Origin of the sequence: Labilibaculum antarcticum (assembly GCF_002356295.1) — a bacterium.
Taxonomy (GTDB): Bacteria; Bacteroidota; Bacteroidia; order Bacteroidales; family Marinifilaceae; genus Labilibaculum; species Labilibaculum antarcticum.
In genome coordinates this window covers 2,111,501-2,124,387 of the sequence record NZ_AP018042.1, presented here as the reverse complement: position 1 = coordinate 2,124,387, position 12,887 = coordinate 2,111,501, and the positions used below count along the sequence as shown (strand labels likewise).

The window sequence follows — 12,887 nt, the reverse complement described above, 5'->3', positions numbered from 1 at the left end:
AACTAATATATTTCGGCCTCTAAAATACAAAAAGCACAGAACAATTATGCCTGTGCTTCACTTAATATTTTGCAATTCACAATGCAATTGTATTTTATGTGGTTTTAGTTTTCCAGTATTTTATAGCTGTTGTATGTGTAATCGTCCAGCCATTTATAATATTCTTCAATTTGTTTTGTAGTTGGTTGATTTTTACGCCATTTACTTAATGTTGCTGATGTGTTTTGGAAAATTTTAATTTCTGCCTTTTCCAGTTGTTGAATGATTCCTGTTTTGTCGGAGTTAATTAATTCAGAGACATTCAGGTACTTATAACCTGCCGATCGGCTGATTGGATAGCATTTGTTTTTCAGGTTTAATGCCATTTTATTCAGAGAACAATTTTCAGATCCTGCGGCTGTTAAAATAGCAGGTAAGTGTTCTCCACCTTTAACCCAAACAGGCAAAGCGATTGATGTATTTGGAAAACCAATCTGTGTCCAGATTGTACTCATGTCAACACATTCACCTTTTTTAATTCCTTCAACTAATATCATCGATGATGAACCGTGACGAGTGATTAAATCACCTGAGTTCACAAAGTTTTCTCCGTAGGGAAGATCTTCAAATTCTTTTCGGTAGTCTTTTTTCAGGACAGGATGTTTTAAACACCTCGAGAAATCCTGAATAATGGTTTGAGCATTTAACTTGCCACAAGCATCGGCTTGATAAAAGATATCCTGAGCCGTTTGAAAACGGATAAAACCATAGCCAATGTCTTTTTTTCCGGTAAAGGAGAAATTGGTTCTTAAAATATATCCATTGGGAGCCTGAGCCGGATCATTGGCATCAAACTTGGTGAAGCTTTGATTGTTAACTTCGTAAAAAGCCACGTTGCCGTCTGCATCCAAAACACCAAAATGAGCCGCCAAACCCATTGGTTTTGCTCTGTTTGTCAGCAATTGTTCAAACTCTTCCAAATTTGCACAAGTTTGCAAGGCAAGCTTCATAAAATAACCTTCCTGATCTTTAAAGGAAGTCGTATCTGTCAGGTTCACGTTGAACGATGCGCTGTTCATGATGGCGAATCCAACGGAATTGGAACCACCCCAAACTTGTTCGCCCTTTTCATCATTGGAATTGATCATTCCGATATATGGATATTTGCCATCAGTGAAATAGTTCAGTTTGTTTTCGAAACTTTCGGTGTCGCGAAGTTTCCAAATCATTGGACGGCCATCTTTCGTGTATTTGCCAGAAATTACGGCTGTTGTACATGCAATGCTTTGATAGCCGAATACGACTAAAATGAGTAGTAAGCTCAGTAAGTTTTTCATTGGTTAGTGTGTGATTTAGTGTTTAAGTGGCACTAAAATAATATTTAATTATGAGTTATGAATGAGAAACTAACAATTAGAATTTCCTACTGATGAATATTGAATTCCTAGGGGATTACATCAACTTATAATTCTGAATTCATCATTAATAATTGTTTTTCCTGTCCTCCCTAAATCGATATTCTTCACGTACTTTTTGAATTAAATCTGTATCAATTTCACCGGTAATCACCTCTTCTTTATTGGTGAGAATTGTAGGCGAGGTGCTGTAATCAATCCAAGGCGGACAAAACATGGAGTTGCCGTATTCTTCACCAGCCCGATTTAGACTAAGCAGATAAATTTGATTCTCAAGCGCTCTGGTGATTATAAAATGAGGCCAGCTGGGAAAACTGTTGTCTTTCGAAAAAGCAACCGGGTGAAGTAAGAAATCGATCTTGTGCTCAAGAGCCATTTCTCGTGTTAGTTCTGGAAAACGCATGTCGTAGCAAATCATGATACCGATCTTGATCCCTTTTATTTCGAAGCTGACCGTTTCATCACCACGCTCGAAGAAATCTTTTTCCATCGAGTTTCCGAACTGAGCCATATGCTGTTTGGAATAAATGACTTCCACTTTTCCTCTAGGATTGATTACGGCTTGTGAAATGTAATATTTGCCATTCTTTTTATCAGGAAAACCAAAACAGATGTGGCAATTTCTTTCCATTGCCAGTTTGGAAAAAATCACAAAACTCTTTCCTTTTTCATCTTCTGCCAAGTCTTTCAGATTCTCAAATGTTTCTCGGGAATAGCCGCAAGTAAAAAGTTCAGGCAATACAATTAAATCAACGGGTTCGAGCTCATTGATTAATTTAACAGCATGATTCAGGTTGCTGTCTTTGTCTTGTGTATTTTTTGCATCAATAGTATTGATTTGTATGCCTGCGAATTTGAGTTTTGCCATGGTTTTGGGTATTTGATGTTTAAAGATAATACAAATCAGAATACCTCATTTCTTAATAGGGTATTTGAAAAGTTCAATCTTATTTTCATTCTTAGCTGGTCGAAGAATCTGTTTCATTAAATTATAGATGTTTCGTCCTGAATGCTATCGGGACTAACATCTTATCGATCTATCTCAAAAGCCAAAATAATTTTAGCATGCTAACTTTGGAATCGGGACTTGTTAGTTTTCATCTTTTTATTTTTTTTCTCGTTAAAAATGAAAAGAAGGAATTCAGAATGATTACAAAAACAATAAAAAATACAAAGTTTATTAGTACATCATAAATGAAGTGATCAAATTTTAAATATTCATCAACGATCTCTTTATTAAAGTGATAGGAGGCTGTTAGTCCCGTGGCAATTGTTATCAGTTTTACAATGTTTGTTTTCAAATCGGATTGTTTGAATGTTAAATAAAAGGGGTTTAACTTCAGTCAATACAAATGAAAGCTAATTACATGTATAATGCAATTATTAATTAATAATATGTTGTTTACTGTTAGTATTTTAAATGCGGATAGAATAATTAATTAGGATCTATTCACAGTTTGATGATCAACAATATTAAAATAGTTAGGGGTGTCGTTGGTTAATAATAAGTGTGATAAGGCATTATCGTTTCAGCTATTCAGAAGTTTAAAATTAAAAGCTAAAAAATAGCTAATTTAAATCTCAGACTCAACTTTTGTAACTGATCCGTTATTGATTGTTAGGCTTTACTACAAAAAAATGGCCATCCTTATTAAAGAATGGCCATCGTATATCTGTAAGAAAATCCTATTTCAATTTCTTGAATAATTTTTTCATGCTTACTTCTGCTTCAATGATATCATACAATTTAGAGATCTCAACACGCTCTTGTGCCATGCTGTCGCGATGACGAATGGTAACCGTATTGTCTTCTAAAGATTGATGATCAACAGTTACACAGAAAGGAGTACCAATTGCATCCTGACGACGGTAACGCTTACCAATTGAGTCTTTCTCATCGTACTGACAATTGAAATCGAATTTCAGGTTGTTGAGGATTGTACGGGCTTTATCAGGTAGACCGTCTTTTTTCAACAATGGCATCACACAAAGCTTAACCGGAGCCAAAGCAAGAGGCAATCTAAGAACAATACGCTCGTCAACTTTACCATCTTCTTTTTCAATTTTTTCTTCCTGGTAGGCTTCCGACATGATCTGCAAAAACATACGATCTAATCCAATCGAAGTCTCAACTACATAAGGAACATAGCTCTTGTTCAATTCAGGATCGAAATATTGAATTTTCTTACCCGAAAATTCCTGATGCTGACTTAAATCAAAATCGGTACGGGAGTGAATTCCTTCTACCTCTTTAAATCCGAATGGAAATTTAAATTCAATATCGGTAGCCGCATTGGCATAATGAGCCAATTTATCATGATCGTGAAAACGGTATTTTTCTTTGCCAAAACCAAGGGACTTGTGCCAGCTCATGCGGGTTTTTTTCCAAGCATCGAACCATTTCATTTCATCACCTGGACGAACAAAGAACTGAAGCTCCATTTGTTCAAATTCACGCATGCGGAAAATAAACTGACGGGCAACAATCTCGTTACGGAAGGCTTTTCCGATTTGAGCAATTCCGAAAGGAATCTTCATGCGACCCGTTTTCTGAACGTTCAGGTAATTAACGAAAATACCTTGTGCAGTTTCCGGACGAAGATAAATTTTATTGCTTCCTTCGGCAGTAGAACCCATATCGGTTGAGAACATTAAGTTAAACTGACGAACATCAGTCCAATTTTTAGATCCCGAAACAGGACAGGCAATTTCATTATCAACAATGATTTGCTTCAATTCAGCCAAATCATTTTTATCTAAAGCAGCTACAAAACGAGCATGTACTGCATCCATTTTCTCTTTGTTGGCCAACACACGGGTATTGGTTGCACGAAACTGATCTTCGTCGAAATTATCTCCAAATTTCTTCTTCGCCTTCTCAACTTCCTTGTCCATTTTACCTTCGAACTTGGCCATCAAATCCTCAATTAAAACATCAGCTCTGTAGCGTTTTTTCGAATCTTTGTTATCAATCAACGGATCGTTAAAAGCATCAACGTGGCCCGAAGCTTTCCAAATGGTAGGATGCATAAAAATAGCAGAATCAATCCCCACTACATTTTCGTGTAGTTTTACCATTGAATCCCACCAGTATTTTTTAATGTTGTTTTTCAATTCAACTCCCAACTGTGCATAATCATATACGGCACTCAATCCATCGTAAATCTCCGATGATTGAAACACGAATCCGTATTCTTTACAATGAGCTACCAGTTTTTTGAAAACATCTTCCTGAGCCATAAAACTTATATTTTGAGGTTTGTTAAAAATTTTGGTTTTTGATATCCTGAGTGTTTCTCGTTAAAATCAAGAAGCACAAATGATAAGCAGGATGCAAAAGTACAAAAAAAAGCCAATTAACAGTTGAGCCAATTGGGTTTTTAACGATCAAGTAATTCAACCAATTTAGTCATCCACTTCTTCGTAATCAACATAGTCGCCCACATCTTTTTTGTGCGGATCACCTGTTTTTCCCGATGGTTTCTCGATGGTTACTTCACCTTCTTTTTTGCTTTGTTGCCCCTGTTGTTGATTCGCTTTTTCCTGCATTTTGTCGAAGGTTTTCTTCACCAAAAATGGAAAAATTGCTCTAATGGTCCACTTTAGTAGATAGTAGATCCCAACAGCTATGATTATAAATTTTATAAATGCCATATTCTTTTCTTTTGAAAGGCAAATATAAGCATTTCATTTTTTTTTTTACTGTTCTACGGCATTTGCTTTTTGGGCGTTCCCTTTGGGCGGGCTTTTCGTTGCAACTCCTCGCTCATTCTTCGCTGTGGGGTTTCCCCTGCAATCCCTAACGCAAGCTGCGGTTTTGTTAACTAAAATTTAGTTATTGTGCATCTTTATAATCTAATTGATAAATATTTTGTTTGTTGGTTGTGTTTTTCATAAATTTGGAACTATTAAATAGTTTTTGCTTAAGATATTAGATGAGTAGATAGTTTAGTGTAACATTTTATAACTAATGGATAACAAACTTCACAATACCATACAAGAGCTTGGCCGGAGCATACAGTCTGCTCAGGAAGCTGCCAAAAGGCAATGTACAAGCCCAAATGTAAACCCGCGAAACTTGTTTCAATCGGAGCTCAATTACAAAATGCAGCAGTATGTTCACCACATGCATTCCTATCTAAATATCGATCGGGTGCTGGGTTTTCCCATTCAACCAACCAATTACAGTAGCGAAACCAATGTTTCCGATCGGGGTGTAAGCGTACGAGTTGCCATTCACCATTATCCACCGGTAAAACCGATGATAATAGAAGCACCCGAAATGATTTTGGAATTACGGGCAACAGTAGATTCAAATGGCCGAATGGAATACCAATTTTCCAATTACTTTGCCAATCCGACAGACTTAGAGGCACTTGCTAAACATTTGCCGGAAGGTGCTTGTCTAATTTTATTGGAAGATGGTTCGTTAAGTGTTGAGGCTGAAGAGCCAAGTATTGGATTTCCAGAAGGGTTTTCTGATTCAAATTATTCTAGGACAGGAGAGGAAACCGATCTGAATGTAGATCCTTCTATTTTAGCAAATATAGCTATTGGTAGCGGTATGGTTAGCGGATTAGGGCAAAGTTATGAATACGGTGACCATATCGTTAAATATGGACAGAGGGTAAATGGAAAAGTACGAAGTGCAAAGGTACTGACGCGTGTAAGTCAGATGAATGCTACCAAAATGGCTACAGGTTTAAAAGTAGTTGGTAGGGGGATTACGGTACTTAGTGTTGCAACTGCAGGATATCAGTTTGCTAATAGTGATATGTCGGGTAATGATTATGCAAGATTAGCAGGTTCTGCTGTAATAACAGGTACTGCTTTTATACCATTTGTAGGGCCTCTTATTTCAATAGGTCTTGGTGTTGCAGATAGCTATGGAGTTTTTGATGATGTTTACAATTATTTTGATTAATAATGGATTATATTTTTATATTGGTGGGATTAAGTATTGCCTGGCTATTTATGTATAAAATTAAATGGTTATTTGGTTTTGGGGTTTCGTTTTTGGCTATACTTATTTATAGTATTTTGTTGTTTGGTCTTTCCTTTTTACTGATAGGAGTAAACTGCGGGAACCCTAAAATGCTTGTATTTTTAAGAATGCCTATTGTTTCTTTTGTTATTTTTAGGGTATTCTATCTTCTCTTCAAAAAAATTTATAAAAGAGACCCTGAAAACACAGCTTGGGTATTTGAGAAAAGGTCAATACAAGATGTGATATTTTCAATATTATTTTGGTTGCTAGGTGTAGCTTTACCATTTTTCTTAGTAATATAATTATCCGATGATACTAGCAAGAGCTTGGCCGGAGCATACAATCTGCTCAGGAAGCTACCAAAAGGTAGTGTACAAGACCTACTGTAAACCCGCGAAACTTGTTTCAATCGGAGCTCAATTACAAAATGCAGCAGTATGTTCACCATATGCATACCTATCTAAATATCGATCGGGTAATGGGTTTTCCTGTTCAGCCAATAAGTTACAGCAGCGAAACCAATGTTTCCGATCGAGGTGTAAGCGTACGAGTTGCCATTCACCATTATCCGCCGGTAAAACCGATGATAATAGAAGCACCCGAAATGATTTTGGAATTACGGGCAACTGTAGATTTTAATGGCAGAATGGAGTACCAACTTTCTAATTACTTTGCCAATCCTACAGATTTAAAAGCACTTGCTAAACATTTACCGGAAGGTTCCTGTCTTATTTTACAAGAGGATAGCTCTCTAACCGTGGAGTCTTTGGATGAACCAGGAATGGAATCTTCAGAGGAAAAGTCTTATAATACTTCTTCAACGATTGGTGCTGATGACCAAATGGTTGGGGGTGGTATTGGAACTTCAGATGTTGCAACAGGGCTTTCATTTATTACCGGAGGAGCTGAAATACAATTGAATCGTAAATTGAAAACATTTAGGCCAATTCGATATAATGACGCTAGTTTGATGCGTGAAGGTTCAATTGCAAAGAATTTGAGAAGTGGCTCGTTAATGAAAGGTAGTAAGTATCTTCAATCAGCAAGAGGTATCCTTTATTGGACTGGTTTTACTAGTGGCATTTTTAGTTTGGGCTTATCCACGTATAATTATATGAATGGAGATATTAGTGGAGCTAAATATGGTTCCGATATGTTTTTTGGTGTTGTTGGATTTATGGGAGCTCCAGGTCTTCTGGTTTCTGGAGTTTATTCCATTGTTACTAGTCCTGAGTTTGAGCAAGCTGTTAAGGATTATGAAATTCAAAAAAATAAAGATTTTGGATCAGGTGGTGATTGGGAACATGTAAATAGTGATTTCTTTTATCGAGGAGGACTTTGTTTTGCTGAAGGAACAAAGGTAACTATGGGAAATGATTCATTAAAAGCTATTGAATTAATTTCTGTTGGAGATATTGTTCTTTCATATGATTTTTTAAATGAGAAGGTTATTAAAGTGGAGGTTTTAAAAGTTGATGCACCAATGCATGATAATTTGATACAGATCACATTTTCAAATAAAACAAGAAATACCAACACACAAGATCACCCTTATTTTGTTAAAGATAAAGGATGGTGTTCTTTTAATCCGATACAGTCAAATAAGAGGTATGGCTTATCAACAGCAAAACTTGAAATTGGAGATGAATGTTTGGTTTATAAAAAAGGTAAGATTAATCGAGTTAAAATAATTTCTATTTTGCAACAAAAAGGAGTTGTTAAAACTTACAATTTAACAAGTTTGAAAGATGGGGATAGCTACTTTGTAAATGGAATTTTGGTTAATAATGAGAATCCAAAAGAGAACAAAGATTCGGAAAAAATAATTGAGGAAAATAAATAAAAACAAATAACCAATGTCAATTTATCGTTATATATACTTTACAATTTTATCAGTTTATAAAAGGTTTAGTAGAGACCCGCAGATTAATATTTTTGCGGTTGGATTTTTCTCCTTAATTATAATTTTCTTTATTCTATCCCTTGTTGGAACTTATCAATATTATATCTCTCACATATATAGGTTTAATCCTGTATTTATGATTGTTTTAGGAGGGACTATCATTTTATTTAACACCTTTTATTTTCTTTTTGGTAGTAAAAGACAGGAAAAATATTATGAAATATATTGTAGTCAAAAGAATAAAATGGCTTCAATACTAGTAGGTGTTTTTATAGTATTCGTATTTCTATTTATGGCTTGGGTAGCAACAAAAAGCCGTGAGAAGAATCTGTTAGAGAAGCAGAATAAAATAGAGCAGAGAATGAAGTAGTTGAAATTTTCCGAAAACAGAACAGAAAATGACGTTTTGAATGAAGCCTAAGCTATAGAAAATGATTTGGTACTATTATTTGAATTATAGAATTTATAAATTTCATGAAAGAAAAGGAGACAGCATGCCTTCTTTATTTTCTTTTTGGGATCGGTGGTATTGTTGTCTCTAAATATATTTTCAATTCTAGTGGTAGTTGATTTTTCCTATCCTTTTTTGCTTTTAGGAAACAAATACTACGTTCTCGTTTTAATGGGAATATTAGCAATTTTGAACTATCTAGTTTTATATAGAGGAGGATATTATAAAGAAGTATTTGAAGATTTCGATAGGGCAGGTGATAGCTATCAGCATTGGAATAAATATGTTTCTATTTATATTATAAGTTCAATTTTTCTGTTTTTGGTAGTTTTATTAATAGCAGATTATCGATTTGATGGGCATTTATAGATGCTTTTAGTTTTTGATATCCATTTTTATTATAAAAATGGAATCCCAATTATCGAACAATTTCATCAATCCTACAGATTTAAAAGCACTTGCTAATCATTTACCAAAAGGGACTTTTTTTTTGCTGTCCTTCTGTATTTGCTTTTTGGGGCTTTGTATTGGTAGCTGGCTTTTTTCCCTTGCAGGTCCATTTTTTCTGGCAAAAACGGACTGATCCATCGCCAGAGTGCAGTGATCCATGGCAGAAACGGACTGATCTACGTCGCGAGTGCAGTGATCCATGGCAGAAACGGACTGATCCACGCCGCGAGTGCCTTGTTCTACAGCAGAAACGGACTGATCCACGTCGTGAGTGCAGTGATCCATTTCAGAATCGGACTTTTCCATGCCGTGAGTGCCTTGCTCTACATCAAAAACGGACTGATCCATTGCAGAAACGAACTGATCCACCGCCAGAGTGCATTGATCCACGCTACAAACACACCAATCCATCATGCAAGTGGATCAAGATCAAAAAAAAAGACCGCCCCGCAAGGCAGTCTCGAATTCAAATTGATGTAAACTCTCCGTTATGGAGCTAAAAAATCGTTTTTATTACTTGTACAATGGCTTCTTCTTGTTATTAACTTGATCCACGAAAGAGCAAGAGTCTTTTTTCTTCGTTTTATCCTTACAACCAAACAAAAAGTTTATTCCGAAACGAATATTTGCTAGGTGAGCAGTGTTTGGTTTAATGGCCGCCATTACATTGTCGCTAACCACATAAAATTGGGTGGGTCCCAATTTGGTTGCCAAACCAAAGCCAATGTTGTTGTACGAATTGTTTACCACCGAGTAACTTAATGTAGTGCTTAGATTTTTGAAAAAACGGGCGTTGGCCGAAAAGGTTAATGAGGATTGAACTTTACCATTAAAAATTTCGGTACGGCTTAACGCTCCTACATTTACTCTTTTGTTAAGATCGTGTGTTCCTCCGAAATAAATTTTGGTAGGCAAAGCCACTTTGTAGGAACCTATTCTATTTTCTACACGAAATTCGTCAACAATTGAGTCTGTTAAATCTTCAAATACATCTTCAATTTCTCTGTAGTTTGGGTCATTTGAATTTCCCGATTGTGACCAATCAGCACCTGTCCAGGTAAATGAACCTTTTTGAGAAAATTCATGACCATCTGTTTTCCAGTTAATCGATCCAATATCCAATATACTGGCGTATAAGCGGGTTTTATCATCCATTTGATATGTCATACCTAAATCGACAGCAAAACCTTTGTTATCGGTATTAGCGAAGAAATCGGCATTGTAAGCATCACCATCCATGTTAATGTCATTAACATATCCATCAGAATCTAAACCAACCTGATCAATTGGCATGGAAACACGAAGGTGGTGTTCCGAATTTAAAACAATTTCGTTACCCGAAGCCGAAGTAAAAACAGACATATCGGAATCTTCCATGTGCATATTGGCAATACCGAAAAGCATTTTTCCTTTGATACCTACCGTCCATTTGTCGTTTATTTTTTTCGATACGCCCAAGGCTACTTCATGATAGTAACTGGCATCCAATCCTAGCCCGCCCCAATTCGCAGTTCTGCCTCTAAAAGGGTAGTTACCGTCTTTTAAAAATGTAACCATTTCCTGATCGAAACTGAATCGGGAATCTTCTTTTTCAATCACATCAAGAGTGAAAAAGTAATCTTTTGCACGTATTCCCAATGCGAAAAGAGTCAGTTCGAATTGCTGCGATACAAAATTGGTTGTTTGCAATGCATCGTGAAAGCTGTTGATGTTAACAACCAAAGAATCTTTTCTGATTCCTGTGCCATCTGTAATAATATCATTGTAGCCAAAGCTGCTGTTGCTGTAGTTCAGGTAAATAGAACTCAGCGCCGGAAAACCCACGAAAACTTTGCATTCGGGCTGAATAGCAGGATTCAACTGATTTGACTGAGGAACATTTTGCATTAAATACAAGGTGTTGTTCATTTTTTGGGCTGAAACCGAAAGAGATAGAAACAGGAATACCAATCCTGCCATAAATGTTTTGTATATCAATTTAATCATAGTGAAGTGTCTGATGGTGCTTAGTTATTAAGATCGATTTGAGCCTGAACAGAAATAGTGAATTTGAGTTCGTAATCACCCTTTAGTTTTACCGCAACGCCGCCATTTTCTGTACTCACGCCAGCATTTATAATTAGGTTTTTGGTCAGGTTTAAATTTTCAATCTGACTTTGCGTTAGTTGTATTTGATGCTCGACCTCTGTTACCAAGGCAGGATCAACTTCGCCCATTTGATCGCCGGAGGTAAACACTTCTGCCGCATCAATTACTTGATTGTCCGAAATGGAATCAATTACATTGTAAGCTGCATCAGTAAAGTAAATTTTATTAATGCTTACGTTAAGGGGATATCCATTTTCAGTAACGATAACAACGGCTGCATTCATAATTTTATCAGCATCGCTAATGTCAATATCGTTCACTGTATCTCTCAGCACCAGATTTGTAGCTGTAAAATCCAAAGGCACATCAATTTCAATATCTACATTAATAGCAGAACTGTTGCTGATGATATTTGGTGCTGTTGGGGTTGGAGCAATGGCTCCTACCGGATTTAAGGCTATGCTTCCAAAATATTCCAATCTGTCGGATGGTGGCAAAGCCATTAAGGCAACAATATCGGAGTTGTTTTTGTCGTAGGTAAGTGTGTCCTTAACTCCAATGTTTACTTCGGAAATGGTTGATGGTGGATTTTGGAATTGTGCCTCAGGTATAGGGTTTAAAGATGCCATAGTTCCATCTGTTGCATAACCGGTTATATCAGCATTAATTTGAAAGGGAATACCCACCGAGTTTTCCATGTAAAGATTAATACGCGGGTCAGCAAACAGGTAATCACCTTCAATATCATCCCAAAAGTCGACATTCATGTCAAAGTTTCCAGCATCCAAAGTAATGTTTTGATTCCCAAAATCGCCTTGAGCCAATAGGAAATCTATGTTTTGAAAGGTTAGCTCTATTCCCAAATCACCAGTACTGGTGATGAGACCTCCATTATCTAAAATGTTAACATCAAAAGTGATGTCCAGATCATTATTGGTGGTGTGTGGTGTATTGAAAAGTAAATTTAGATTTGCAAGATTTAAGGTTTCAACGTGATTTGTTTCATTGGCCGTTAGCGTAAACTTCTCACTAACAGGTGTTCCTCCTGCTGTTCCGTTAGGAATCGAAACAAAAAGTTCTACAGTTGTGTTTAGCGGATTCGATAAAACAAATCTGATGTCGGTATTTAGGTCTAGTTCGTAAAGCAGTACACCCGAATTGCCGGTGATGATTTGAATCTGATCTGTTTGTGGGTTTGTTTCAGGCAGCGAACCATGGGGAACACCAACACTAATGTTTGGAAGAGAATAAGATAGATCTATTGCGGATTGATCTGGAAAGTTTAGAACTTCATCAACATTGTAAGAAAAAATATCTTCTTCCATGTATTTGATGTGCAACATGCCTTCAGCATCCAAAACCAACGTCTGATCGGCAGGATTTGCCTCATGTTGATTCAGTAAATACCACAAAGAATAGGTTCCGTAACCAACCGGAACAATCATATTGGGTGTCCAATCAACCTTCTCCGAAAGTTTATCAAAATCGTAGTCGTCACCATCAAAACAGGATTGAGTAGAAATAACAAGAACGCATGAAAGGAATAAGGGAATAAGGGATTTTAATTTAAGCATCATATTTGAATTATTTAATAGACATTATTATACCGCTTGT

At 36.3% G+C, this 12,887-nt stretch carries 11 protein-coding genes; 4 read left to right on the top strand and 7 right to left on the bottom strand.

From position 1 onward, the window contains the following. Positions 1-104: 104 nt before the first annotated feature. The 4 genes from ALGA_RS08305 to ALGA_RS08285 all read right to left on the bottom strand — a co-directional run bounded on the left by ALGA_RS08305 (position 105) and on the right by ALGA_RS08285 (position 5,048). Entirely contained in the window at positions 105-1,316 is a 1,212-nt protein-coding gene (locus ALGA_RS08305; RefSeq protein WP_096428883.1) for a C45 family peptidase, read from the bottom strand. A 145-nt stretch (positions 1,317-1,461) separates the two neighbouring features. Then, the gene (locus ALGA_RS08300) at positions 1,462-2,262 is read right to left on the bottom strand and encodes a carbon-nitrogen hydrolase family protein (protein ID WP_096428882.1); all 801 of its coding nucleotides are present in this window, start codon (positions 2,260-2,262) and stop codon (positions 1,462-1,464) included. An 818-nt stretch (positions 2,263-3,080) separates the two neighbouring features. Continuing rightward, positions 3,081-4,634 carry a glycine--tRNA ligase gene (locus ALGA_RS08290; RefSeq protein ID WP_096428880.1) on the bottom strand — a complete coding sequence of 518 codons (1,554 nt, stop codon included), beginning with the start codon at positions 4,632-4,634 and terminating at the stop codon, positions 3,081-3,083. Positions 4,635-4,799: 165 nt separating this feature from the next. Further along, a complete protein-coding gene (locus tag ALGA_RS08285) occupies positions 4,800-5,048 on the bottom strand; it encodes a DUF4834 family protein (RefSeq protein WP_096428879.1) in 249 nt (82 codons plus the stop codon). Positions 5,049-5,364: 316 nt separating this feature from the next. On the opposite strand from ALGA_RS08285, the gene ALGA_RS08280 reads away from it, so the two are divergent. The 4 genes from ALGA_RS08280 to ALGA_RS23460 all read left to right on the top strand — a co-directional run bounded on the left by ALGA_RS08280 (position 5,365) and on the right by ALGA_RS23460 (position 8,654). Continuing rightward, entirely contained in the window at positions 5,365-6,318 is a 954-nt protein-coding gene (locus ALGA_RS08280) for a hypothetical protein (RefSeq protein WP_096428878.1), read from the top strand. A gap of 2 nt (positions 6,319-6,320) precedes the next feature. Further along, positions 6,321-6,683 carry a hypothetical protein gene (locus ALGA_RS08275; RefSeq protein WP_096428877.1) on the top strand — a complete coding sequence of 121 codons (363 nt, stop codon included), beginning with the start codon at positions 6,321-6,323 and terminating at the stop codon, positions 6,681-6,683. Positions 6,684-6,829: 146 nt separating this feature from the next. Next, positions 6,830-8,224, top strand: coding sequence for a hypothetical protein (locus ALGA_RS08270; protein WP_162845409.1), 1,395 nt, complete (start codon positions 6,830-6,832; stop codon positions 8,222-8,224). 304 nt (positions 8,225-8,528) lie between these two features. Beyond that, complete coding sequence (locus ALGA_RS23460) at positions 8,529-8,654, top strand: hypothetical protein (RefSeq protein ID WP_262496472.1); 126 nt, start codon at positions 8,529-8,531, stop codon at positions 8,652-8,654. Between the two features lie 546 nt (positions 8,655-9,200). Here the strand turns inward: ALGA_RS23460 and ALGA_RS08255 are convergent. From ALGA_RS08255 to ALGA_RS08245, 3 genes are all read right to left on the bottom strand, one after another. Further along, a complete protein-coding gene (locus ALGA_RS08255; protein ID WP_145957591.1) occupies positions 9,201-9,599 on the bottom strand; it encodes a hypothetical protein in 399 nt (132 codons plus the stop codon). Positions 9,600-9,698: 99 nt separating this feature from the next. Next, positions 9,699-11,171, bottom strand: coding sequence for a DUF5723 family protein (locus tag ALGA_RS08250; protein WP_145957590.1), 1,473 nt, complete (start codon positions 11,169-11,171; stop codon positions 9,699-9,701). 20 nt (positions 11,172-11,191) lie between these two features. Then, positions 11,192-12,850: a hypothetical protein gene (locus ALGA_RS08245; RefSeq protein WP_096428871.1), complete on the bottom strand. Its 1,659-nt coding sequence runs from the start codon at positions 12,848-12,850 to the stop codon at positions 11,192-11,194. Between the last annotated feature and the right edge of the window lie 37 nt (positions 12,851-12,887).